We start from the raw sequence: 26,244 nt of genomic DNA, 5'->3' as shown, positions 1-26,244 counted from the left end.
ATTCCTTACAGTTACAAACCTGAAAATCTGCATTATCTATCCAAGCTGCAGAGATAAAGTTGGATATTTTAAAAGTATGTTTGATGCCACGAGGAGGGGTTTTGAATTCCAGATTCTTTTTATCAGAAGATATCATATAGCTTTGCAAATAATATCTGCAAATGAAATGTGGGGATTGCTTTGAAGCATATTGCTTTAATGTGCGTCTAAGATCATTGAACGGATTTATACAACCTTCACACCCTTTACATGACGGGTGGCTGCTTTTGAAGCGGCGTATTGTCTTTCCTGTAATATTTATATGGACTGTGTTGCTCAGTTTTGAAAAAGCCCAGTCGCAGGTAACGATCTCTGCGGGGTCCTACATTATTAAGATGGACGCCAACCTTAACTCAGTTACCAGTGGGGGCCTAAGGCCTTATGGCATGGTGCATGAGTTGGTTAAGTATTATAAGGTTCCTGTGTTGTGGATTGTTCGGGATAATAAAGGAAAAGACGAAGTGGACTACACTATTAACGGGGTGGCTTACAGGGGCGGTTTGTTTGTCATCCCGTCCATATATGTTACCGGACCGGTACAAACAGCAATTACACAATGGACGGGTACTACATCTGTAACAAGCAGCAATGGTTATACCCGTGGTTTGGTTACTGCCAATGCAATTACATCACCATACACTTTTAGAGGCGCCAATGTTGACACACTCAATGTAGCGCCTGTGTGGACGCTTGACTTTCAAAATGGAAGTCTTGCACAACCTTTTTTTACTAATGCAGGTATACCGTCTTCTCAATACAACTCGGTTGCCCCGGCACAACTAGGGGCATGTAACGATATTTTTGTATTGCCGCATGCTGACCCCGTTTGGTCAACGCATGGCAATCTCTATAACTGGAACCTTACCTATAAAGGAGCAATCTGGACTGGTTGCCATGCCGGTAGCGCTTTGGCAAATATGTATAACCCTGCCAACATTAGCCAACAATCCAATTTCCTGGTTAACAAAGTTACTTCCGGTGGCAACTATATCGCCCCTGTGCCAGGTTCAACCAACTACGCACAGAATTCACTTGTGTTGTGGAAAAATCATGGAAATGGTACTAGTCCATACAACACCAATGTAAGTCCAGTGCCTTCGTCGCAAACGGGCAATGTAGCTCCGCCTGATGACTGGGTATCCCAGTTTATCGGTCTGCCGGATGCAGCCACACAAAATGGTGGCGAGCAGATATACATGCCGGTATTGGGTGGAAGTTGGTTATCTACTACCCAAATTATTACATACGACCCCACTCAGGCCGATGTACCCGGCAAATCGCCAGGTGCAGCGGTAGTCATTGCTTATGGCCGTAGTTTGAGCGACCCCAATCGCGGTCTTGTAATGTATGAAGCGGGGCACTCACTCAATAAAGGAACAGTTGGCGATGTGGCGGCTCAAAGGGCTTTCTTTAACTGGAGTTTTGTTGCCGTTAAAGAAAAAGCCGTACAGGTTAGCGATATACAAGGCATACCCGCAGATGGCAAAGTGTATACCAGCACCCAACTTTCGCTAAGTGCATCTTCACCGGTAGGAAGCAACCTGGTTACCTATGCATGGACTTGCGTGAAAGTCAGTGACGGCTCTGTCATTGGGTCTTTCTCGCCCAATAACAGCGGTAATGCGTCTAACACGGTGTTTACACCAGGGGCCGTTGCAGCACCTACGCCCGTTATTTTTAATGTGACCGTAACGGACGCTTGCGGCCGCAGCACAACCTCAGTTCACACCTCTACAATTATGCCTCCGCCCCATTCACCAACACCACAAGATGATATTGCAACTATACAGACTCAATGTATTAAACCAGGAATGATCACTACGATAAATGTTACTACAAACGATTCAGACCCGGAAGGTAATTTGAATACAAGTTCAGTATTGCTGCAAAACCCGGCGGTTCCAGGTCAATATGGAACATCCTTTACTGTAACGGATGTGGGGACCTGGACTACCGATGGCACCAAAGTAACCTTTATGCCGGCTCAAAATTTCTATGGTGCAGCAAGCATTACCTATCAAATCTGTGATCATACACCCAATACAGGTACAGCACCTTTCCTTGGGCCCCTCTGTGCTACAGCCAAAGTGACTGTAAGCGTGGGTTCTCCCGATGTACATGGCTGTTTCCCGGGCAGCGCCTGGGATATAACGGGTACAGCCAATGCTATAGCACAAACCAGTTCCGGTGTTACCAACCCGGCTAATGCACTTGGATCTCCGGATTATGACCCGGCAAGTAGCGCAACCTATGCAATAATATCTTCCAACACCGACGTCTTCACTCTCGATTTTGGTAGTACGTTTACACCAACCAATTACGATACGGCTGTCGTGTATTTTGCCAGCAGCACAGGCATTTCCGTTACTGCCGCCATTTCATATAGTGCCGATGGCGTCAACTTTACTCCGGCAGGAGCTTTCTCCACCAGCTCTAATGTCGGTACATCCGTACGTTTGGTATTGCCTTCCGGTGGCTTACGCTATATAAGAATTCAACGCTCTGCCGGTACTGCATCAATATGGGTAGATGCTGCCGAATTGGAAAACTGGGATTGTACACCGGCGAAGCTTACAGCAAATCAGGTTAATGCGTCTGTATTAGAAGATCTGCCGGCAACGATTGATGTTACTGCTAATGACAATAATCCCGGCAACTTACCGCTTACATTGACTATTATAAGCCAACCTGCCAATGGAATAGTGAGCATCAATACAGATAATACGATTACGTATTTAAATAATACTGACTATCCTTCCGGAGGCAACGCTACCGACCAGTTTACTTACCAGGTATGTAATACACAAGGCAGCTGCTCCTCTGCCACGGTAACCATCAACATTAAAGATGATGGTTGTGCTGGTAGTGGCCAGTATAGACCAATTGATATAAGCAGCCCGGTTACTAAGACTTTTACAGGAATAACGGAAACCATTGATGCCCAGATAAGGGAGGATGGCGGAAACGCCACTACTAACTATGGTAATGTTACTACTACCGAAATTGGTAAAAAAATAGGCAGCCGTCGCCGTTTCCTGTTAGCCATCCCCGATCTTCAATACCAGGCCAAGATACCAGCCGATGCCATCATACAAAGTGCTACTGTGCGTCTTACCGTAACCGGGGGTGATAATGCAAAATATAAAATGAGTGCCTACCGCATTATTGGCGACCCCATGTGGAATGAAGGGCAAGTAACCTGGCGTATTCGTGCTACGGGTTCCAACTGGACTACCCAGGGTAGCGACTTTGCTCCCGGCGCTTTGTCTTCCTTGTACATTGCCCGCGGTACAGCCCCCAATAACGGCGGCAATGGCAGCCAGCATACTTTTGATATAACAAGCGCCGTCGTCCAATGGCAAAATAATATTGCCTCCAACCGCGGTATCATGATTGGCCAGTCGGTGGATAGCACCCAAGTGGATAAGCGTCTTATTTTCGGTACTTCTGAAAATGGTACGGCAGCTAACAATCCTCTGTTTACCATTACCTATGTATTACCGCTTCCCTGCACTGCCATACCCAACCGGGCGCCCTTGGCCAACCCCAATACAGCTTCTACTGTTGTAGCACAGCCAGTAACTATTAGTGTATTAAACAATGACCATGATGCTGATGCTGGCGCTACACTTGCCATTCAATCGGCCAGTATGCTTAGGCCGTTGAATGGCACATTGGTTGTGAGTGGTACAACCCTTATTTATACTCCTAACAATAGTTCATTGATTCCACGGGTAGATACTATACAATATGTTGTGAGTGACGGAAGTCTCACGGATGTCGCTTATGTTTATGTGAACGTCGGCGCTGCCGCACCACAGGTTAATGCTGATTATAGCCAAGCCCTGAGCGGTACCCAACAGGTAATAGACCTGCAAAATAACACCAACCCTGCAGGTGCTGACAACGATCTAAATAACTACACACTGGCGGATGCCGTGGTTATGCAATCTCCTGCTAATGGCACCTATACTTTAAGCGGCAATACGCTTACTTATACACCCAATGCAGGCTGGTATGGTAAGGATACCATGATATACCAGCGCACCCAGGTACCTCCAGGCTGCGACCCCGGTCTTAGCGATACGGCCCTGGTTGTATTTACGGTGTTAAACCAGCCGCCGGTAGCCAGGGATACAACGCTTCAGGTTAATGAATGCAGGCCACTGAACTTTTCCGTTATTTCATACACCGACCCTGAAGGAGAGAAGTCTACAATTGTTTTTGACGGAACAGTTTCGCATGGCACGCTTAGTTCTAATCCTGACGGCACTTATACGTATACACCTGAAAATGGATTCACCGGCATTATTTCCGTTCAATACCATGTGACAGACCCTGGTGGTTTGTCAAGCGAGATTAAAACCATTACTTTCAACATAATTGTACCTGCTGCCAACCAGGCCCCCAGTGTTGTGGATGACCCGTACAATACAACTACAGGTGACGGTGTGGGCTATACCAACCAGGATTTGTATGTTGACGTATTGTTTAACGACAGCGATCCTGAAGGCGACCAGCTGGTAGTGAGCCTCAACAGCGGTTTGCTGGCGCCGGCGCATGGCACGGTTAGCGTACTTCCAAACGGAACCATTTTATATAAGCCTGATGGCACTTTCACGGGTACAGACCAGTTCCAGTACAGGGTTTGCGATTCACTGTCACCATCAGCATCAGTATGCCCTCAACATGCATCGCAATGTGGTGTAGCTACTGTCACGGTATTGATTCAAGCGGTCATTGAACCACCACCACTACCTGTAACGTTTGGCGAGTTCACTGCCACTCCTGTTGGGAACACAGTCAGGCTGTATTGGACAACTTATACTGAACAAAATAACACAGGCTTCGAAGTGCAGTATAGTGCCAATGGATCAGTCTGGGTAAAAATAGGCTTTGTTCAAACAAAAGCTGATCAGGGAAACAGCGTGGCATTATTGCAATACCAGTTTTTACACTTAACGCCTTCAGCCGGCACCAACTATTATCGCCTTCGCCAGGTTGATAAAGATGGCAGGTCTGAATACAGCCATGTAAAAATGGTGCGGTTGGACAAAGAGCAGCAGGTGAGCATATATCCTAACCCGGCAAAAGATTTTGTCAGGGTGCAGGGGCTTACCGGTAAAGAAACCATCTGGATCTATAATGCCGCAGGCAAATTGGTAAAAAAAATCCTGACAAAGAATGAAATTGAAACGATAGAACTAAATGCACTTGCCGCCGGTCTGTATCATCTTGTTATTTTCAACGACACAACTACTGTGGCTTCAATACAAATGATCAAGATGCGGTAATAAGAGGCAGTAGCTACGTCCCGAACGAAGCGCGCTACCGGGCTGCGCTACATCCCGAAATTTGATATTGCGAATGTAAAATGTAAGTGTAAAAAGGAAAAATCCAATTCAATTTACTTTTGCTGTGTATAATATACAAACATTCCACAAACCTGTCAAAAAACATCAATGGAGTGTACAATGCAATTTAATAAGCTTCTAACAGTTGGAATCATTGTTATTATACATTCCATCACTGCAAGTGCACAATATGACTCTATTGATCATCTTCAAAGCAAGGACAAGCAAAAAAGCCTTTTCTCTATTGGTGCAGGCGTGCAGCATGGATTTATCTTTGCCCATTCTCAAGCGGTTCAAAATACAAAAGGCGCTCATCCCACAGGAGTTGAGCTTTTTCTAAGCTGGCAAAGAAACGATGCCGCTACCTGGAATTTATGCCACTGCTATCCTCGCAATGGACTATTGCTTTCCTATTATGATTATGATACTAAGATTCTTGGTGCAGGTTCTTCTGCTGCCTATTTTTTAGAGCCCACTTATCGACTAAGCCACAATATTTTTTTCTCTCTCAAAGGTGTTGCTGGCCTTTCTTATCTTTCTAACCCTTTTGACAGCATTCATAATCCAACTAACCAGTCTTACAGTACCCAATTCAGTGGCTATTTACTTGTTGGAATGGGTCTATGGTTCAATTTAAACAAGCATTGGTGGATCAATACTTCCATTAACTACCAGCATGAATCGAATGGAGGGATCAAACAACCTAACAAGGGAATTAACTGGCCTACAGGGGGCATTGCTTTAAGTTATCAAAAGAATTCACGGCCTTTTTATACCGGTATCAAAATGAAGGATAAATTCTGGAAGCAGTATGCTCCCCGTTTTGATATTGGTGTATTTGGTCTTCCTAGAAGATCGTTGGATGAAAACGGTAATCGTGCAAGGTTGCTTCTCCTTGGTTTAACCTTCCAGGCAGGTAAACAAGTTGGCCGGATCAATAACTTAACATTGGGAGCAGAAGTATACCAGGATCAAGAACTAAAGGTGAAATTATTAAGAGACTCCCTAAATGCCAGTCCTGTTAAAGCCGGACTGCTTGTGGGACATGAGTTTATACTAGGTAAGTTCCTGTTCAGTCAACGCCTGGGTATTTATGTTTTTGACCAGACGCCTTACTATGACCAGTTGTACCATCGCTGGGGTCTACAATACCGCATTAATCAACATATAGGAGTTGGATTTAACCTACAGGCACATCGACAAGTAGCAGACTATGTTGATTTAAGAGTGGTTTATTCTTTTCAAAAGAAGCACCCATAAAAGATGAATTACTGAACATTATTTTTCAGTAGGTATTCTAAAGCGGTTTGCCTGGTGGCGGTATCTTGTTTGTTCACAGCCAAGGCCAGTGCTTTTCTTGTTCCTACAAATACTGCCAATTTCTTTGCCCTGGTAATACCCGTATACACAAGATTCCGGAATAACATGCCAAAATGCTGTGTGACCAGGGGGATAATGATGGTTTCAAACTCGCTGCCTTGCGACTTATGAATCGTAATGGCATAGGCCAGATCCAGTTCCAGCATATGCTCCCTTTTATACCTCACATCTTTTACCTCCTTTCCTACTTTGAAACTCACTGACAATTCCATTTCTTCATTATCTACAGCGGTGATCGAACCAATGTCGCCATTGAATACATTCAGGTCATAGTTGTTTCGCTTCTGGATCACCCTGTCGCCCTGGCGAAAGATCCTCCCTCCTACTATTACCTGGGCTTTTCCTGCCTTTGAGGGATTGATCTTTTCCTGTATTACTTTATTGAGATTGTTTGTTCCCAAGCTGCCCTTGGTCATAGGAGAAAGAATCTGTATTTCCGTTTCCCTGCCAAAATATTTCGGGATGATGGCCTCGTACAATTTTTCGATCATCGCCCCTGCAGAAAGTCCGTAATGCAAAGAGGACCATGGATGGACCCGCCTGATGACTTCTTTTAATTCCTCACTATAAGTGCGGGCTTTTAGCAATGCATCTATATCGACATGGCTGAATTTATCAGGAATCGATAAGCTGCTGCCCTGGTTATAGAGATCCGCAGCTGCCTCTTCGGATACGATGGATTCATTCGAGGCATTGCTTCCCGGATCAACAGTCATTCTCTTTACTTTGGAAATGAACTTTAACTGTTCGTTGGTTGCCTCTTCTGAATCAATAAACAAACAATCTTTTTGCTCCTGCCATACATGCGGCTTGTGAAAAGGGGATTCTATCTTCGGTACTGCGCCCCGGTTGATCTGATGGGCGAAAGAAATGACCAGGGATTCCGCGGCTTGCCGGAATACTTTGGTCAGCTTCATACAAGGCACTACGCCTGAAGCGATCATATCTTTTAACACATTGCCGGCTCCCACTGCCGGAAGCTGGTCCGCATCACCTATCAGCACCAATTGGCAATGAACAGGCACTGCTCTGAGCAGTGCTGCCGCCAAATGAACATCCAGCATGGAGCATTCATCAATAATGAGGATATCTGTTTGCAAAGGATCGGTATCATTGCGTTTGAACCCTCCTTTGGCAGGATCCCATTCCAATAACCGGTGAATTGTTTTGGCTTCCAGCCCAATGACCTCACTCATGCGCTGAGCCGCTCTTCCTGTGGGAGCAGCGAGCATTACTTTCCTACCCATGCTTTGCAGTAATCCAACCAGGGCACGGGTAGTCGTCGTTTTACCACAACCTGGTCCACCAGTAAGAATTGAAAGGCGCTCATTAGCTATATGCAATACACTTTGTAACTGCTCATCACTCAGGGTAATATGGTGTAATTTGCAGTATAACGAAAGGTTCTGCAGCAATTGTTCCCGGTTTACATTGATGCGTTGGGTGGCTAATTGTTTGACCTTTGTCGCTATGTATTGCTCATCATAGAATAAGGAGTGTGCATAAAAACATTTTTGTAACAACCCTTTCTCATCGGGGAGCAGCCTGGTTTTCAATTCTTCTTTTTGCTCCATCGTTTGGAGCATGGATTCAATGGCTGAGGGATCTTCCAAGGATATCAATTCGACTACCGCCTGGATGATTTGCTCCTGGCTTAGGTAACAATGTCCATCCTGCCGGGCATTTTGCAGCACATGCTCAATGGCTGCCTGGATCCGTTGAGGGGAATTCAGCGCAAGGCCCAGGCTTAAGGCTACTTTGTCTGCGGAGAAAAAGCCAATTCCATAGATGTCTGAGGCTAAGCGGTAAGGATTGTTTTGGACAATTTCAATAGCCTCATTGCCATAGGTTTTATAGATCTTGACTGCAAACAGCGTAGAAATATTATGGGATTGTAAAAACAGCATTACATTCCTTATTTCCTGGTGTTCTACCCAGGCTTCGCTGATCATTTCCAGCTTGCGTTTGGCGATGCCTTCTACTTCTATCAGTTTTTCAATGCTGGTCTCAAAAACATCCAGGGTTTTATTTCCAAAATGCTTGACAATTCTTTTGGCTATAACCGGGCCAACTCCTTTAATCAAGCCAGAACCTAAATATTTTTCCAGCGCATGGACAGTAGCCGGCTTTCTTTCGATGACTTTGGTGGCTTTAAATTGGAGACCGTAGCTGGGATGATTAGTCCAGGTGCCATAAAAATCAAGCGTAGCACCGGCAAATACTTTGGATTGATGAACGATGACTGCGATCTCTTCCTGAGGCTTTTGAAAGCTACTTACCTTGAGTACAGTATACCCGGTTTCCGCACTATGGAATGTAATGCGATTGACGATACCGGATAGTTTTTCTAATTCAGCTAAAGATTGATTGTCAAGGGCTGGCATTTTTCAGGATAGTTAACGCCAAAGATAAATTAGTAAGCGGAAATAGGTTGACACAAGGTGTTGTTACTATGGGCCTGGTGATCCGGAAGAAGCCGGTACCTGGTATTCGATCCGGAATTGCTCAGGAGTTAGCTGAACATGTTTTTTGAAGAATTTTGTAAAGTAGGAATTATCCTCAAAATACAGCCGGGAGGCAATTTCGGCAATCGTTAAATCGGCATTTACCAGTAGCCGCTTTGCCTCCAGGATTATGCGGTCCCGGATGACTTCGCCAGCCGATTTTCCCATCTGGGTATTGGTAAGGCTATTTAAATAATTGGGTGTTACATTCAATTGCCGCGCATAATCACGTGGAAGCATATGCAATGTAAACTGCTCATCCACCAATTTTTTAAAGTTACGCAGCATCTTCTGCCCTTGCCTGTTTTCCGGTAGTTTAATGGCTTGGGGTTTATTGCGGCTTACGGTGATAAAGAGTTGCATCAAAAGGGTGCGGATCATTTCAGAGGCGAAGCTGTCCGGCTGGCATTTCTCATCCAATATTTTTTCAAAAAGGCTTACCACTTCCTCCTTAACGGTTCCCTTTAAAAGTATCACCTGATCCTCGCAATAGCCACTAAAAAAAGGAAACTGTTCCAGGAAATTGATATCGGTACTATGTGTAAGAAAAAAGCTATCCGTGAAATTGATCACATAGCCTTTGACATCTCCATTATACTTCCAATTGTGTACCTGGCCGGGAATCATAAAATAAACCTGATGATTCCTGATCGGAAAGTTCACGAAGTCGATAAAGTGATCACCCTTTCCTTTTATAAAGTACACTATATGATAGAATGAATGCCGGTGCGGTGTCAATAAAAAGTGGCGTGTTGCAAGGTATTCTTCCAAACGCATGGCCACCAGGTTCTGAGGTCCCGGATTCAGTTCTCTGACATGATCAATGGAATAGTTGGGTATAACAGGTTTCGCCATGATTGAGCTGCAAAGATAGAAATGGACCGTATAGTGTTAAAAGCTGGTATCATAATCATCGACAAGCCCCAACCCTATCAGTTTAAATCTGACACCATTTGCACCGCGCTTTAATTTCTTCGCAATTTCTTCCAGTGACAATCCTTGCTGGTATAGATCGATTAAATCCTGTTCTTCCTGGTGCTTCCAACTCTTCCCATGATTTGAAGCTGTTCTGCTGTTTCCTTTTTCTGAAAAACCCAACCGGTTATTTCTCAACGTTTCAAATTCATCCACTTCCCGAGTGTATTTCCTTTTATACGTTGGCGTATCCTGAATTTGCACCTGTACACTTTGCATGGGATTTAACTCAGGAGGAATGATCAACCTGTTTTTGGCACGGGTTATGGCTACATATAAAATGTTTACTTCTTCGGTCAGACGTTCTTTATCTATATCTCTCATCTTTTTATCGCCTGAATCAGCAATATTCTTTAACAGCTTCTCTTCGGTAATAAAGTCGTTGAGCAGGGTAACTTCATCATATTCAAGCCCTTTGCAACGATGAATGGTACTGAATACCATATCAGCTTCCTCTTTTGAAGCAGCATGATTTTCTTTGAGATCTTTTATTAGCCAGGGAAGATCATTGCCATATTGCTTTACTACTTCTACAATGGAACGAAGGCTGTTATCTTCCGTCTTCTCGATATATTCTTCAAGCGCTTTGATGCTATTCACACTCTTGATCACCTTGTCCTTGATCTTATCCAACTTACCATTGTACAAATTCAATACATCATATAACGAAGCTCCTTCATCAGCAAAAACGTAACTGTTGATATTCCCTTCGAAAAACACTTTCTTGATTTTACCTGACTGCCATAGGTTGATTGCATTGACCATCAGGCTAACGTTGGTGCGGGCTAATGTCGCTTTACTAAAGATGACCGGGCTTCTCACTCCATCGCCAATAACCTGGACTGCTGGCTGTTGGTCCAAATGTCTTTTCCAACTCAAAACTTTATTGGCAACAAAAGCTATTTCGTCATCAAACCTGAAACTATGGCTTAAGGGGTAAAAAGAGAAGTCAACTTTTTGCAAACTATTGATCGCATAACGCCACCCATAGATCTGCTGATGCATATCACCCACTATTATCTTCACTGCAGGTTGTTCTAGAAATACCTGCAACATAGCGCCACTTGCATCCTGTCCTTCGTCGAACAGGATATAATCATAAGCCAGCTTCGGATTGCTTAACTGGAATTTCTTTAAGTAGAAATCATGTGTGATGCTGATTTCGGCTTTATCCATTTTGGCCAGTGCCAAGCGGGTAAACTTTTCAATAAGGTCATAGTAGTGGTGTACGAACTGGCGTGCCTGCTGGTCCTGAACTGTATCTGTGTAGTTCAGATCCTGGACTTTGGTGGCTGTGCTGTTGCAGAAGTAGCTGATAAACTTGCTTATATGATTGCTGATCATATAATCTGTGTGAAGGTCACCAGTATTGATGTTCAGTAAGTCTATCCACTCGTAGGATTTATATTCAACCACCACATTATACCTACTTCTTTTCACTATCCTGTCAAAAGCAAGGGAATGAGCAGTTTCGACCTTAACATTGTTAAGGCCTGCAGCATTGAACTTAAGTTCAGCCTCATTTTTTACAGTTTTATTAAAGGCAAGGTATAAGATCCGGGCAGTAGAAGGTTTTCTTTTGGCGTATTCAATAAGCGTGGTCGTCTTACCACTACCGGCCACAGCATTGATCACCATATCATGGTTTGTGGAAAGAATGGCCAGTTGCTCCGGAGTAAGATTCATCCTCTAAAATAAAAAGGAATTTCGTTCTTCAATAGGCAAAAAATTCCTTTTTCGTGTAAAACACAAACAATTATAAAATCATTTAACCGGCTTTGACGCATTGAAAGTAGAACACGCCTTAGAGCCGGTTAATCGATTATTAAGATCCGTAGATGGTTATCCTATTCAGACTTATAGTATGATTACGCTGTTGATACCACCTAATCCATTTGGATTTTGGCTGTCAGCTTCAGGCTCATTGATCCATAAACTTCCGTTGACCCTGTATTTAAATTCATGCTGCGTGTTTTTAGGCAACGAAAGCTCAGAAGTAAAAGTGCCGTCTTTTTTCTTGCTCATAATGACTGAATTTTCCCAATCACTATTCAAGCCTAAGATTTCAACGGTTTCAGCATTCTCGAGGCTAAATGTGAATTTTACTTTGCAGTAATCCTTGGTTTTAAAGTATGTTTTTTGTACCATTTGTGACTTTTTAATTAAGGAGTTTGTTAAGGTTTAATACCAAAATTAAAAAAAAGTAACCCATCAATTGGATTAAATATTTAAAAGTTGACTAAACCGTTCATTTTTAACCTCCTAAAAAGTGTTTAAATCGCTCATTTTGACCAAAATAGGACAGATTTGAGATATTTATTAGTTGTTGGTGTGTATTAATAATTTAATAATATTAATACTTGATTTTTCGAATCGCATAATAAAGCAATGAAAGCATCAATTTTCTTCACATAATTATTACTACTTTTCCTTTGTGCTCTCCTTTACCAAAAATACTGAATGCTTCAGGGAACTGGTTTATATCGTAAGGTCCATCGATCACAGGTTTGACTTTGCCAGCTTCGAAAAGCTCGTTCATATATAATAAATCCTTGTTTGGTTTCAATGCAACGATACGTATGTGCTTTTTAGCGATCATTGAAATCCACGGCCCTAGTAATAAAGCCTGGAAAAGTCGGCCCAGCGAACCACCAACTGTAACATAAGTTCCATTGGGACATAATGCGCGGGCATAATCGAACATCGAACGACTCGTCTTAACATCAAGAATCAGGTCATAACACTGGCCATTTTTAGTGAAGTCTTCCCGGGTATAATCAATGACATGATCAAAGCCCATTGAACGCAGCATGTCCAGTTTACCAGTACTGTCAACACCGGTTACTTCCACGCCGTATAGTTTGGCAATCTGGACGGCAAAAGTGCCAACACCGCCGCCTGCACCATTAATCAATAGCTTTTGTCCCGGTTGAATTTTTCCTTTATCAATAAGCCCCTGTACAGCCAGCATTGCCGCCTGTGGTATTGCCGCTGCTTCACTAAAGCTCATACTGGCCGGTTTCGGTGCTATCGCCTTTTCAGGCGCACAGCTATACTCAGCAAAACCTCCCCACTGCCCACTCAAATCACCATACACATCATCACCAATTTTAAACTGGGTTACATTTTTGCCAATTGCTTCAATTCTGCCTGCAATATCGGAACCGAGTATTTTTTTCTTCGGTCTTAGAAGACCGTTTAGCAAGCGATTGATGAAGTCGCCTTGTAGCAGGCCAAAATCCCAATCATTTATTGCTACTGCATAATTTTTTATCAAGATTTCATCGTCCTTAGGAGATGGTTTTTCTATTTCCTGTATCTGCAGAACTTCAGGCCCTCCGTATTTTGTATAGATGATAGCCTTCAATTTATTAAGATTGATTTTTCAAATTGATGTATAATGCTTCTTAGGTGTTTCTTTCACTGGCGATAGTCGGTGGTAATACTGCCTGTTTAAAGATATGGTGCTTTATAGTCATTCACAAGATTGTTACAGGAATAGGGCTGCCAGTGCTGAAACACAGCTGTTTGCGAGCACATTGAAGAGAATATTGATTATCATATTATTACGACTTTACAGACATACTATATTTTAAAATGGTAAATTTAGAAAGCAAAAATTCAGTGCTTGTATAATTATTTTGAAAGGGTAAAATCCCGCCCGGAAATTTATAACCAGCTTGCCTGCAAAGAGCTCCTGTTTGTTCATTATAAATGCCCGATGGAGGTGAACATCCAGGATAGCTGGTCGCAGCATAATTATATCCAGTATATATTAAGTGGTAAAAAAGCATATCACACTCCCGGCCGCTCCTGGCTGATGAAAGGCGGGGATGCTTTTTTTGTAAAGAAAGGCGCCTACATCGTCGAAAAGTTTTTTGAAGAACCTCTCTGCATCATGACCTTTTTTATTCCCGATTCCTACCTGCAGTCTTTTATGCGGGAAAATAATTCATCGAGACAGGCTGGCCAGGCAGAACCCCAGAAAAATGGATTGCTGATACCACTGCGTGTGAACAGCATCATGACCGCTTATTTCGATTCACTCATTCCTTATTTTTATTCGGACACAAAACCATCGGAAGATCTGCTGGAACTGAAATTCCGTGAACTGTTGCTGAACATTCTTGACAATCCTGAAAACGGTGAGCTGAAAAACTACATGCTGCATCTTCTTTCACCGCAGCACGAATCTTTTCAGCAGGTGATGGGGGCCAACTGTCTTTATAATCTTTCGCTTCAGGATTATGCCAAAATGCTCAACCTTAGTTTATCATCGTTTAAGCGGCATTTTATTTCTGTGTATAAAACCACACCTGGTCACTGGCTGCAGGAGCAAAAACTGAATCATGCCTACCACCTTCTTGTGAGCACCGCTAAACCGATAAATGATATTTCTTTTGAAAGCGGATTTGAAAACAGCACTCACTTCAGCCATCTTTTTAAAAAACAATTTGGCCTTTCCCCATTAAAATACCGTAAGGAAAACGAAGCCTCCCGGGTTTCCTGAAATTGAACTTTTCTGACAGCAAATTGAACTTTATAAACAGGCCTTAGGAAAAGGGCGGATTTAATTTTGTTACAGGCTTTCTACAGCCGGTCATAAAATGATTTCGTCATTAAAAAACCTGTATATGAAAAAGCAAAATCTATATTCGGTTTTATTATTCATTATCCTGGTTTTTATTTTTTCAGTACAGAAGCAAACCGGGAGCAAAGGAAAGAATAATAAAATGCATTCACCTGTATCCGTCATCAATGGAAGCCGCTCAGTTCAGACTAATACTTATTCATCCGAAGTTGCTTTTAAATGGATAGATATGCAACTGGAACTGATGCGTACCAGTTCGCCTTTTATCGGCGGATTACCGCCGTCACGGCCTTTTGCCTATACCAGCATAGCATTGTATGAAGCGGTGGTGCCCGGCATGCCTGCTTACCAAACATTGTCGGGACAATTAACCGATATGCCTGCCATGCCTGAAACTGATCCGGGTTTTGCCTACCACTGGCCTACCTGCGCCAATGCGGCATTAGCGGCGATGAACCGCAACTTTTTTCCTAATACCTCTAATGCCAATAAAGCGACAATAGATGCGCTGGAAAATGAGCTGAATGCAGTGTATAAGACTGAAGCAGGCGAGGAGGTATTTCAACGCTCCGTACAATTTGGTAAGGCGGTTGCCCTACTGATTTTCGACTGGTCGAAAACCGATGGAGCAGCCAATGCCAATGCACCATATACTCCGCCTGTGGGTCCCGGCCTCTGGGCGCCTACCCCTCCCGCTCTTGCACCGGCTTTCGGACCTTATTGGGGAAATAACCGGCTGATGGTGGCAGGTAGTTTGGATGGCAGTGAGCCGACTGCTCCGCCAACCTATTCCACAGATCCTGCTTCTGATTATTATCAGATGGTAAAAGAAGTTTATGATATTTCACAAACTTTAACGGCTGATCAAACCGCATTGGCTTTGTTCTATCGTGACAATCCCGGTTTTGGCGACGGGCATTACCTGTCGATATTAAAACAGATACTGGAACAGGAGAAACCAAAACTTGATATTACTGCAGTCGTTCTTGCAAAAGCAGGCATTGCCTGTGTGGATGCAGGCATTGGTTGCTGGAGAACAAAATTTCAACACAACCAGCAACGTCCCATAAAGTATATAAGAGAGGTATTGGGTCATCCTGAATGGAATACTTTGTTCGATACGCCGCCTTTCCCTGATTTTCCCTCTGGCCATTCCACTATTGCTGGATCGTTTGGAGAAATACTCAAAGGTTTTTTCGGAAACAATTATCATTTTACCGATCACACTTATGATTATCTCGGCATGGCACCACGTTCATACAATTCTTTTGATGAGTTGACAAAGGAGATCTGCGATTCCCGGGTGTATGCCGGCATTCATTACCGCTATTCCTGTGAAAAGGGATGTGAGCAGGGAAGGAAGATCGGACAGAACATTGCGCAAAAGCTACATTTCAAAAGATGAAAAGCACAGTCCAGCGGATCACACTAAGTCGTATTATAAAAAATAAAAAAGCTCTGGTCGTTGAAAACCAGAGCTTGACGGGTCGGGAAGACTGGATTCGAACCAGCGACCCCTTGCACCCCATACAAGTGCGCTACCGGGCTGCGCCACTTCCCGAACATGAGACCATTTCAAAATTATTACATAAGTAATACAATTCCGAAACGGGTTGCAAATGTAAAGCAAAAAATATAAAAACGCTAATTTAAACATGTAGCTTGCAAAGAAAAATGACTGAAGAAAGGAGAAATAAAATTGAATCGGTGTTGTCAAAGAGGCAAAATGATCTTGCTGTGGTTTTGGAAAATGTATTTGACCCGCATAACATATCCGCCATTATGCGCAGTTGTGATGCTGTAGGGATACAAGAGATCTATGTTTTGAACACGAGGATACCTTTTCACAAAAACTGGGGCTTTCACAGCAGTAGAAGTGCTTCAAAATGGATTACCGTGTTGCAATTTGATGATGTTCATCAATGTTTTGCAGCGGTAAGAGCAAAGTACCCCAGAATACTGGCTACACATTTATCTGAAAAAGCAGAAAACCTGTATGACCTGGATCTTACACAGAAAACGGCCCTGGTTTTTGGAAATGAACAATATGGAGTTAGTGATGAAGTCATCAGCATGGCGGATGGCAACTTTGTCATTCCCCAGGTGGGCATGATCCATTCCCTGAATATAAGTGTAGCTTGTGCAGTAACCCTTTATGAGGCATACCGTCAGAAAGAAAAGGCGGGACATTTTGGGAATCAGAAATTATCCGAATTTGAATTTGCAAGTATTGGTAAACAATGGGGACTAGAATATGAAAAAACTTTATAGCCTACTCATTTTATTAACCATTCATTTCTTTGCTGCTGCACAGGAAATACCCAAATGGAAGATTGAACAATTGGAAACCTATATCAAAAATGCAAATAAACCAATCATTGTCAACTTTTGGGCTACCTTTTGCAAGCCTTGTATAGAAGAGCTTCCCTATTTCCAGAAACTGGCTAATCAATATAAAAGCTCAGGCATCGAATTGTTACTGGTCAGCCTGGATTTGCCGGAAGCCTACCATAAAATAAGGCCGTTTGCTTCAAAAAGAAGTATTACAGCGCCAATTGTCTATTTAGACGAGACCAACGCTGATAAATTTTGCCCCAGGATTGATGAAAGCTGGAGCGGCTCTATTCCCGCAAGTTTATTTTTCAACCCGGCAACGGGTTACAGGGCATTCTTTGAAAATGAGTTGTCGAAAGAAAAAGTAGAAGCCCAAATTGAGGCAACTATTAAAAAATGATGATTATTCGTTTCTAAGTGCCAGGTCGTCGTTCATCGTTTTAATCCTACATCCTACAGACCTTGTTTCCTTAACAGTTATATCCTTACCTTCAAGCATTTCTTCCATAGCAATGATGAGATGTTCCCTGGTGACAGCAGTTGAATTACCTGGGTTGTCATTGATTGATCCGTGGTAAACAAGTTTACCATTTTTATCAAAAAGGAAGCATTCAGGCGTTTTTTCTGCGCCAAATGCATTGGCAATTACTGCATTTTCATCTAAAGCATAGTACCAATTCCAGGATTTTTCCCGGGCATGTTTTTGCATGAAAAAAAAGGATTCTTCACCTTTTCTTTCGCCTTCATTGGAGTTAATCATTACAAATCCTACCTGGTTTTTGAAAGAATAATTTGAAATAGCTTCGATTCTTTCTTCATTCCGCTTTACATATGGGCAGGTATTGCTGCTAAACATGATGAGCAGCCCATTGACCTTGATCATGTTATTCAAAGTGATCTCATTACCACTGATGTCTTTGATCGCAACATCACCCATTGGAATTTCTGAGCCTATCGGAATTGGTTTGGTAGAAGTAAATGCCCAAATAACCGGCATTAGCAGGAAGGTTAGCACTAGGGGTTTCATAAAAAATGGTTTGGGTTATATATTCTTCAATTTCAAAACCATGCCGGGTGAATACCTCCTTTAATCCTTACCTGTATTAAAAATGTAACTATTACAATATATACAAACAATAAATAATTATAAAAAACAACTTATAAAAACCGTTGTTTATACAAGTAAGATGGAAACCTAACAAATAAGGCGAATGACGATTACAATAAATGCGGAAAAATATCAACTAAAATCTTTCAAAGTATGGGCCGGGCAAATTCATAAATCAAAAATCCAGGCAAGAATCTTATTCAAATTTAATAAAACATGAATAGAAAAAAAAGAATATTTACATGATTGCATTTCAAATATGCTCAATATTCCAACTATTAATAATTGAAATATTGAGCTCATCCATAATAGTAGAAGTCAATTACATATTATTTTCGATCACCCCAATTGGTTTGAATTCAACTTCCTTTTGTAGCATAAATTCAGGAAGCGTTATGATAAACGTTGTGCCTTCACCAGGTTTGCTATCTGCTTCTATAAATCCATTATGCCGGTCAACGATCTTTTTGCAAATGGATAATCCAATACCAGTTCCTTCAAACTCATGATAACTGTGTAAACGCTTGAAGACTACAAAAATTTCCTTTGCATATTTCGGATCAAAGCCAATACCGTTATCTTTGAAATAGATCCTATGGTAATAAATATTTAATGGAGCTGTAACATCACGGATCAATTTAGAAGCAGGTATTTTTTCGCTATAAATCGTTATTTCAGGAGCACAGTCCGGTTTACTAAACTTAAGCGAGTTGCTAATAATGTTCTGGAACAATTGCCTGATCTGGGATGGGATCCCCCACACAGTTGGAAGTTCCTTTACTTCCAGTTTAGCTTGCTTGTGAATGATTTCATGTTCAATATCAGAAAGTACTTCCTGCAATAAAAGGTCAAGGCTGGTTTCTTCAAAACCTTCAATATCCTGTGTATGCCGCGAGAACTTAAGAAGGTCATTAACCAATTGCTGCATCCGGCTAGAAGCTTTTGCAATTTTTTGTAGTTGCGCCTCAATTTCCTTATCCACTTTATCCTTATACTGAACTGTCACCTTGTTACTGAATAACATGATCTTTCTCAGAGGCTCCTGCAGATCATGCGAAGCTACATATGCAAACCGGTCAAGTTCTTCAACAGTGTTTTTTAATTGTTCATTATTTTTCAATAATTGAAGATTGAGCTGTTTTACCTTTTCCTCACTTAGTTTTCTCTCTTCAATTTCCCGAGCGAGATTTGCATTCGCAGCTATTAATTTTTTCTCCTGTTGCAGTAATTGTGCATTTTTCTGAAAGATTTCAGCAAACACACTTACTTTAAACCGCATTAACTCGGGATTAATCGGCTTATATATAAAATCAACACCACCCATTTTATATCCTTCAAACATTTTCTCTTCTTCATAATTATGGGCAGTAATAAATATAATAGGAATATGTTTTAATTTATCCCGTTGATAAATAAGGGAAGCTGTCTCAAAGCCATTCATATCCGGCATTTGCACATCCATCAAAATCAAGGTAAAATCATGCTGATTCAAAAGAATCTTTAGGGCAGCACGACCGGAAAGAGCCTTGACAATGGTATAGCCATCTTTCTCAAGGATGGTTTCAATAGAGAAAAGATTATCCTCCCTATCGTCAACCACTAATATTTTCATCTCAGATCTAGCAAAATTTTTATCGATACTCGTCACGTCCATCATTTCTTAGTTTAATAATAATGTTGACATATTATCACATTACTTATAAAGCCAGACTCTCATCAGAGACATTAATTGGTCAATTTTTACTGGTTTAGTAATATAATCTGATGCGCCTGCTTCAATACATTTTTCCCTGTCTCCTTTCATAGCCTTTGCCGTAACGGCAATAATGGGCAAATTGTTGTTCTTATGCTCCCTTCTGATCTTCTGCATCGTTTCATACCCATCCATTTCAGGCATCATGATATCCATAAGTACCATATCAATTTTATTATTTTCATTTAAAATTGATATCGCTTCTTGTCCACTTTCTGCAGTTATAGCTTTAATGTGATATTTTTCAAAAGCTGCCGTGAGCGCAAAAAGGTTTCTCACGTCATCATCCACTACCAGTATTGTTTTACCGGCCAAAACATCTTCCTGCGACCGAAGGTTCTCAATGATCCTCCTTTTCTCAGGTAAAAGTTCCTTATGGTTAATATGCAGGTGCATTACGGCCTCTTCAAGTAACTGCTCCAACGAATTGACGCTTTTCAGTAAAATACGATTGGCATATTGCTTTAATTGCGTTTTCTCCCTTGAAGAAAAATCTTTAGCCGAGTAAATAATGACAGGTGCCATTTGCAACTTTTTCAATGAATTGATTTCTGCTACAAATTCCATTCCGGCAATATCAGGCAACATAAAGTCAACAATCACACAATCATAATAATAATTGGAGACTAGTTCTATCGCTTCCCTTCCAGTCGACGCGATCTCAATTTGAATAACATCTCCATTATCAAGCATTTTAGCAATTTGAGAAGATTCAATTTCATTGTCTTCTACAATCAATAACCGCTTTTGCTTCTGCTCGCCGAATAGAACGATGTCTCTAAATAATATGGTAAGTGCCTCCGTCTTCAATGGTTTTAAATTAAAGCTCCTGGCACAACGTTGCATAGCAAGTAAGCGGTTTTCTTCACCTGAAATCAGATGTACTGGTATATGCCTGAAATTGATATCGTTTTTAAACAGGTCGAGTATACGCCAACCACTTGCATCCGGAAGCTTCACATCGAGTGTTACCGCTATGGGATTATATTTATTAGCAAGATCAAGTACTTCGCCAAAACTTGTTGCAACAACCACCTTCAGCTCAACTTCATGGGCCTTTTCAATCATGATCTTTGCAAAACGCAAGTCATCCTCTACCACCAAAACCACCTTATCATTGACTGTTACTATATTTCGATCATCACCTGTTTCATTAATAATCTCCTTGATACTTTCAATTTCTCTTGATTCAGATCGCTTAACCGTCTGCGGTTGAGGCAAAAAGGCACTGGTAGCACTCTTTGACGCTACATTGAATTCGTTAAGGGTGGTCAGCGTACTTTGTTTTTCTTTCTTAACAATAACAGGATTGTATTCTATCGGTAAAAACAAAGTAAATGTGCTTCCAAACCCGGGCTCACTCTCTAGTTCAATAGAGCCGCCTAGCAATTCGGCTAGCCCGCGACTGATGGACAACCCAAGGCCAGTTCCTCCATACTTACGGCTGGTAGATCCTTCTGCCTGTTGGAATGCTTCAAAAATGATATTTTGCTTATCCCTGGATATGCCTATTCCAGTATCTATTATCTCAAATGCTACAACCTTGTCAGCATTATTCAACTCCGGATGATATTGCTTCCAGTTCTTTGTCGCTTCATAAATTCTAAACTTAACCTCTCCTTTTTCCGTGAACTTAAAGGCATTTGAGAGCAGGTTTTTCAATATCTGGTTTAAACGTTGCAAGTCAGTTTCTAAAGTATCGGGCAAACGTTCATCTACCTCAATGCTAAATCGAAGGTTTTTATTTTCAGATACGTGTTTGAAGGTAGATTCAACAAATGCTGCAATCTCACTGATCCTAACATTGATGAAGTCTGTTGATATATAACCAGATTCAATTTTAGATAAGTCAAGGATATCATTGATTAATTGAATCAGGTCATCACCGCAGGAATGTATGGTTTTTGCGTAACGAACCTGCTTCTCATTCAGGTTGCCATCATTATTTTCATAAAGCTGTTGCGCCAGGATGAGCAGCGAATTCAAAGGAGTACGCAACTCGTGCGACATATTGGCCAAAAACTCTGATTTGTATTTAGAAGTTAATTGCAGCTGCTCAGCCTTTTCTTCCAGCGACCTTCTCGCTTCCTCAACTTCCTTATTCTTAGCTTCAACTTCTTCTTTTTGTTTTACCAGCAAATGCGCCTTATCCTGCAATTCTTCGTTTGTCCTTCTTAGTTCCTCTGCCAATGACTGTGATTGTGCTAACAGGTCCTCAGTTCTAGAGTTAGCCTCAATCGTATTCAATACAATACCGATACTTTCTGTCAACTGACTTAAGAAGTCGAGGTGAATCTCACTGAAAGTCTCAAAGGAAGCCAACTCAATAACTGCTTTGATCTGGTTTTCAAACAATACCGGAAGTACAATGACACTTACAGGAGCAGCTTCACCTAAACCGGAAGCAATTTTAAAATAGCTCTGTGGCACATTGGTCAATAATATCCTTTCTTTCGATAAAGCAACCTGTCCAACCAGTCCCTCACCCAAAGCGATTTCGCGGCTCATCTCTAATTCTCTATTGTAAGCGTAAGCAGAAAAGAGTTTTAATCTCTTATTTTGTAAGTCATCATCCTGTTCAAAAATGTAGAACATGCCCTGTTGTGCATTTACGACCTGTGCTAATTCTGAAAGGATACGGCGAGTTACCGTATTCAGGTCTTTCTGGCCTTGCAGCATTTGTGTAAACTTAGCGAGGTTTGATTTCAGCCAGTCCTGTTCCTGGTTACGAAGTGTGGTTTCTTTCAGGTTAGCGATCATCTGGTTGATGGTGTCTTTCAATTCTTCCACCTCTCCCTTTGCTTCTACGCGGATCGTTCTTGTCAAATCTCCTTTTGTTACCGATGAAGCCACCTCAGAGATCGCACGCACCTGTATGGTAAGATTTTCCGCTAGCTGGTTAACGTTTTCTGTCAGGTTTTTCCAGATGCCCGATGCACCTGGTACGCTGGCCTGACCTCCCAGTCTACCATCCACACCTACTTCCCGGGCCACGTTGGTAACCTGGTCAGCAAATACGGCCAGGGTATCGATCATTTCATTGATCGTTTCAATTAACTGTGCCACCTCGCCACGGGAAACAATTGAAAGTTTTTGTTTCAAATTACCTGTCGCAACGGCAGTCACTACTTTCGCAATACCCCGCACCTGGTTTGTCAGGTTGGAGGCCATCATATTTACAGAGTCAGTCAAATCTTTCCAGGTACCAGCAACACCCTGTACTTCAGCCTGGCCTCCCAGTTTACCTTCCGTACCTACTTCACGGGCCACACGGGTTACCTCGAAGGCAAAGGAGTTCAGCTGGTCCACCATCGTATTGATAGTATTCTTAAGGTCAAAGATTTCACCTTTTACATCGATGGTTACTTTTTTGGTCAAGTCACCTGATGCAACCGCTTTGGTTACTTCTGCGATGTTACGTACCTGTGATGTCAGGTTACCTGTCATCTGGTTCACAGAATCGGTCAGATCCTTCCAAGTTCCTGCAACCCCTGGCACAAATGCCTGTCCACCCAGTTTACCTTCACTACCTACTTCACGAGCCACACGAGTCACTTCCGAAGCAAAGGCGCGCAACTGATCCACCATCGTATTCAGTGTTTCCTTTAATTGCAGGATCTCACCACGTACGTCCACCGTAATTTTCCGGGACATGTCACCGTTAGCCACTGCAATGGCTACTTCAGCAATGTTCCGTACCTGGGCTGTCAGGTTACCAGCCATCTGGTTTACAGAGTCAGTCAAATCTTTCCAGGTACCAGCAACACCAGGCACATTCGCCTGGCCACCCAGTTTACCTTCCGTACCCACCTCGCGGGCCACACGCGTTACCTCGGAAGCAAACCCACGCAACTGTTCCACCATCGTATTGATGGTATTTTTCAGCTCCAGGATCTCCCCTTTTACATCCACTTCAATTTTACGGGACAGGTCACCATTCGCAACAGCAGTTGTTACTTCGGCGATGTTCCGTACCTGGGAAGTAAGGTTAGAGGCCATTTTATTCACGGAGTCTGTAAGATCTTTCCAAAGCCCTTCCACGCCCGGTACATCTGCTTGTCCACCCAGCTTACCCTCACTACCTACTTCACGAGCCACACGCGTTACCTCTGATCCAAATGAGTTCAGCTGGTCCACCATCGTATTGATGGTATTTTTCAATTCAAGGATTTCACCGCGCACATCCACCGTAATCTTACGGGAAAGATCTCCTTTTGCCACCGCTGTTGTTACTTCCGCAATGTTCCGAACTTGCCCGGTTAGGTTGGAAGCCATACCATTTACTGAATCGGTCAGATCCTTCCAGGTACCACCAACCCCTTGTACCTTGGCCTGGCCACCCAGTTTACCTTCCGTACCCACCTCAAGGGCCACACGCGTTACCTCGGAAGCAAATGAGTTCAGCTGGTCCACCATCGTATTGATGGTTTTCTTCAGCTCTAATATTTCGCCTTCAACATTTACTGTGATTTTTTTAGACAGGTCACCATTTGCAACGGCTGTGGTCACTTCGGCAATGTTCCGCACCTGCGCTGTCAGGTTAGAGGCCATTTGGTTTACGGAGTCAGTCAGATCCTTCCAGGTACCACCAACCCCTTGTACCTTGGCCTGGCCACCCAGTTTACCTTCCGTACCCACCTCAAGGGCCACACGCGTTACCTCGGAAGCAAATGAGTTCAGCTGGTCCACCATCGTATTGATGGTATTTTTCAATTCCAGGATCTCCCCTTTTACATCCACTGTGATCTTACGTGACAGGTCACCATTTGCAACGGCTGTAGTCACATCCGCAATGTTCCGTACCTGGGCTGTCAGGTTACCAGCCATCTGGTTTACCGAATCGGTCAGATCTTTCCATACACCACCTACTCCTTTTACGGTTGCCTGGCCACCCAGCTTACCTTCTGAACCTACTTCACGGGCCACACGGGTTACCTCCGATGAAAATGAATTGAGCTGGTCCACCATCGTATTGATGGTGTTTTTCAATTCCAGGATCTCTCCCTTTACATCCACCGTGATCTTGCGGGAAAGGTCACCACGGGCCACCGCCGTAGTTACTTCCGCGATATTACGTACCTGACCGGTAAGGTTGGAAGCCATACCATTTACAGAATCTGTCAAATCCTTCCAGGTTCCACCTACACCTTGCACTTCGGCCTGGCCACCCAGCTTACCTTCCGTACCTACTTCACGGGCCACACGGGTTACCTCCGATGAAAATGAATTGAGCTGGTCCACCATCGTATTGATGGTGTTTTTCAATTCCAGGATCTCTCCTTGTACATCCACCGTAATTTTCTTTGACAAGTCACCTTTCGCAACAGCCGTTGTTACTTCGGCGATATTCCGTACCTGGGCCGTCAGGTTTCCGGCCATTTGGTTTACGGAGTCTGTTAAGTCTTTCCAAACACCTGCTACACCTTTAACGCGAGCCTGTCCCCCTAGTTTACCTTCAGAACCTACTTCACGTGCAACACGGGTTACTTCCATGGAAAACAAATTCAGCTGCTTTACCATGTCATTCACCTCTCTTGCAATACGTGCAAATTCACCCTGTAATAAATGGTCACCTATCTGCAAAGGCATTTCCTGTGATAAATTTCCCTTCGCAACAGAAGAAATCACATGCGCTATCTCTGTAGTCGGATGTACAAGGTCAGAAATAAGACCATTTATGGCATCCACTCCTGCACTCCATGCACCTGAAGCAAACCTGGGAATCTCTACCCGGTGCACTAGTTTTCCCTTCTTGCCAATTTCAATGCCGGCCTTGGTAAGCTCCTGCATCAAAATCTCATTTAATGAAATAATTTCATTAAGTGTATCACAAATTTTTCCATCAATACCAGTTTTATCTACCGGCATTCGTACACTAAAATTCCCACTGCGCACCTCGCAGAGAATGCGTAATAATTCCCTACTATCCAAAGCATCGTTATAAGCTAAAGTATTTGCTGCATTTATTTTTTCAGATTGCTTTTTCCGGCTTGTCTGTTTGCTTGAAACCGGCCCTGGGGACTTGTTACCAGTAATGGCGCTAGAGGTCAGCTCATGTTCTGAGCCGTTGGCTTCGTTACGTTTATTCATAAATGAAATCTTGGATTTTCAAACCTACATAAAATGATGCGTTTTTAAAATCTTGGCAATTATTTTTTTTTGATTTTTAAGCAAATGCTTATCAAATATTAACATATAATTTTATA

Annotated in this window: 14 protein-coding genes and 1 tRNA gene; 6 read left to right on the top strand and 9 right to left on the bottom strand. The window is 42.6% G+C overall.

Annotated elements, in window-relative coordinates; all coding sequences use genetic code 11:
* The first annotated feature begins 161 nt into the window (after positions 1–161).
* Entirely contained in the window at positions 162–5,333 is a 5,172-nt protein-coding gene (locus OCK74_RS08085) for an Ig-like domain-containing protein (RefSeq protein WP_279296514.1), read from the top strand.
* A gap of 180 nt (positions 5,334–5,513) precedes the next feature.
* Positions 5,514–6,653: an acyloxyacyl hydrolase gene (locus OCK74_RS08080; RefSeq protein WP_279296513.1), complete on the top strand. Its 1,140-nt coding sequence runs from the start codon at positions 5,514–5,516 to the stop codon at positions 6,651–6,653.
* 8 nt (positions 6,654–6,661) lie between these two features.
* On the opposite strand, the gene recD2 is transcribed toward OCK74_RS08080, so the two are convergent.
* The 5 genes from recD2 to OCK74_RS08055 form a co-directional block, all read right to left on the bottom strand.
* Positions 6,662–9,157 carry an SF1B family DNA helicase RecD2 gene (gene recD2, locus OCK74_RS08075; protein WP_279296512.1) on the bottom strand — a complete coding sequence of 832 codons (2,496 nt, stop codon included), beginning with the start codon at positions 9,155–9,157 and terminating at the stop codon, positions 6,662–6,664.
* Positions 9,158–9,223: 66 nt separating this feature from the next.
* Positions 9,224–10,132, bottom strand: coding sequence for a helix-turn-helix domain-containing protein (locus OCK74_RS08070; RefSeq protein ID WP_279296511.1), 909 nt, complete (start codon positions 10,130–10,132; stop codon positions 9,224–9,226).
* A 36-nt stretch (positions 10,133–10,168) separates the two neighbouring features.
* Positions 10,169–11,938 (bottom strand): UvrD-helicase domain-containing protein, encoded by a 1,770-nt coding sequence (locus OCK74_RS08065; protein WP_279296510.1) that lies wholly within the window; start codon positions 11,936–11,938, stop codon positions 10,169–10,171.
* A gap of 171 nt (positions 11,939–12,109) precedes the next feature.
* Positions 12,110–12,400: an isoamylase early set domain-containing protein gene (locus OCK74_RS08060; protein ID WP_279296509.1), complete on the bottom strand. Its 291-nt coding sequence runs from the start codon at positions 12,398–12,400 to the stop codon at positions 12,110–12,112.
* 259 nt (positions 12,401–12,659) lie between these two features.
* Positions 12,660–13,619: an NAD(P)-dependent alcohol dehydrogenase gene (locus OCK74_RS08055; protein ID WP_279296508.1), complete on the bottom strand. Its 960-nt coding sequence runs from the start codon at positions 13,617–13,619 to the stop codon at positions 12,660–12,662.
* A gap of 261 nt (positions 13,620–13,880) precedes the next feature.
* Here OCK74_RS08055 and OCK74_RS08050 point away from each other — a divergent pair, with 261 nt between their 5' ends.
* Together OCK74_RS08050 and OCK74_RS08045 are read left to right on the top strand one after the other, a co-directional pair.
* Entirely contained in the window at positions 13,881–14,762 is an 882-nt protein-coding gene (locus OCK74_RS08050) for a helix-turn-helix domain-containing protein (RefSeq protein ID WP_279296507.1), read from the top strand.
* Positions 14,763–14,886: 124 nt separating this feature from the next.
* On the top strand, positions 14,887–16,248 hold the full coding sequence (locus OCK74_RS08045) for a vanadium-dependent haloperoxidase (RefSeq protein ID WP_279296506.1): 1,362 nt from the start codon (positions 14,887–14,889) through the stop codon (positions 16,246–16,248).
* 82 nt (positions 16,249–16,330) lie between these two features.
* Here the strand turns inward: OCK74_RS08045 and OCK74_RS08040 are convergent.
* A tRNA-Pro gene (locus OCK74_RS08040) sits at positions 16,331–16,404 on the bottom strand.
* Positions 16,405–16,505: 101 nt separating this feature from the next.
* Between OCK74_RS08040 and OCK74_RS08035 the strand changes: the two genes are divergently transcribed.
* Positions 16,506–17,114: a TrmH family RNA methyltransferase gene (locus OCK74_RS08035; RefSeq protein ID WP_279296505.1), complete on the top strand. Its 609-nt coding sequence runs from the start codon at positions 16,506–16,508 to the stop codon at positions 17,112–17,114.
* Complete coding sequence (locus tag OCK74_RS08030; protein WP_279296504.1) at positions 17,098–17,577, top strand: TlpA family protein disulfide reductase; 480 nt, start codon at positions 17,098–17,100, stop codon at positions 17,575–17,577. Before OCK74_RS08035 ends, OCK74_RS08030 begins: the two co-directional genes overlap by 17 nt.
* Positions 17,578–17,580: 3 nt before the next feature.
* Here OCK74_RS08030 and OCK74_RS08025 read toward each other — a convergent pair whose 3' ends face one another.
* The 3 genes from OCK74_RS08025 to OCK74_RS08015 form a co-directional block, all read right to left on the bottom strand.
* Positions 17,581–18,204 (bottom strand): thioredoxin family protein, encoded by a 624-nt coding sequence (locus OCK74_RS08025; protein WP_279296503.1) that lies wholly within the window; start codon positions 18,202–18,204, stop codon positions 17,581–17,583.
* A gap of 403 nt (positions 18,205–18,607) precedes the next feature.
* Positions 18,608–19,897 (bottom strand): sensor histidine kinase, encoded by a 1,290-nt coding sequence (locus OCK74_RS08020; RefSeq protein ID WP_279296502.1) that lies wholly within the window; start codon positions 19,895–19,897, stop codon positions 18,608–18,610.
* A gap of 81 nt (positions 19,898–19,978) precedes the next feature.
* Complete coding sequence (locus OCK74_RS08015; RefSeq protein WP_279296501.1) at positions 19,979–26,128, bottom strand: hybrid sensor histidine kinase/response regulator; 6,150 nt, start codon at positions 26,126–26,128, stop codon at positions 19,979–19,981.
* Between the last annotated feature and the right edge of the window lie 116 nt (positions 26,129–26,244).

It is taken from the genome of Paraflavisolibacter caeni (assembly GCF_025628885.1).
GTDB lineage: Bacteria > Bacteroidota > Bacteroidia > Chitinophagales > Chitinophagaceae > Flavisolibacter > Flavisolibacter caeni.
The sequence above is the reverse complement of the archived record's forward strand: the minus strand, read 5'-3'. Positions and strand labels throughout refer to the sequence as shown.

Bases quoted from the DNA above. Each gene is read 5' to 3' on its own strand.
- OCK74_RS08085 (WP_279296514.1), top strand. From the start codon at position 162: ATGAAATGTGGGGATTGCTTTGAAGCATATTGCTTTAATGTGCGTCTA.
- OCK74_RS08080 (WP_279296513.1), top strand. From the start codon at position 5,514: ATGCAATTTAATAAGCTTCTAACAGTTGGAATCATTGTTATTATACAT.
- recD2 (WP_279296512.1), bottom strand. From the start codon at position 9,157: ATGCCAGCCCTTGACAATCAATCTTTAGCTGAATTAGAAAAACTATCC.
- OCK74_RS08070 (WP_279296511.1), bottom strand. From the start codon at position 10,132: ATGGCGAAACCTGTTATACCCAACTATTCCATTGATCATGTCAGAGAA.
- OCK74_RS08065 (WP_279296510.1), bottom strand. From the start codon at position 11,938: ATGAATCTTACTCCGGAGCAACTGGCCATTCTTTCCACAAACCATGAT.
- OCK74_RS08060 (WP_279296509.1), bottom strand. From the start codon at position 12,400: ATGGTACAAAAAACATACTTTAAAACCAAGGATTACTGCAAAGTAAAA.
- OCK74_RS08045 (WP_279296506.1), top strand. From the start codon at position 14,887: ATGAAAAAGCAAAATCTATATTCGGTTTTATTATTCATTATCCTGGTT.
- OCK74_RS08030 (WP_279296504.1), top strand. From the start codon at position 17,098: ATGAAAAAACTTTATAGCCTACTCATTTTATTAACCATTCATTTCTTT.
- OCK74_RS08025 (WP_279296503.1), bottom strand. From the start codon at position 18,204: ATGAAACCCCTAGTGCTAACCTTCCTGCTAATGCCGGTTATTTGGGCA.
- OCK74_RS08020 (WP_279296502.1), bottom strand. From the start codon at position 19,897: ATGAAAATATTAGTGGTTGACGATAGGGAGGATAATCTTTTCTCTATT.
- OCK74_RS08015 (WP_279296501.1), bottom strand. From the start codon at position 26,128: ATGAATAAACGTAACGAAGCCAACGGCTCAGAACATGAGCTGACCTCT.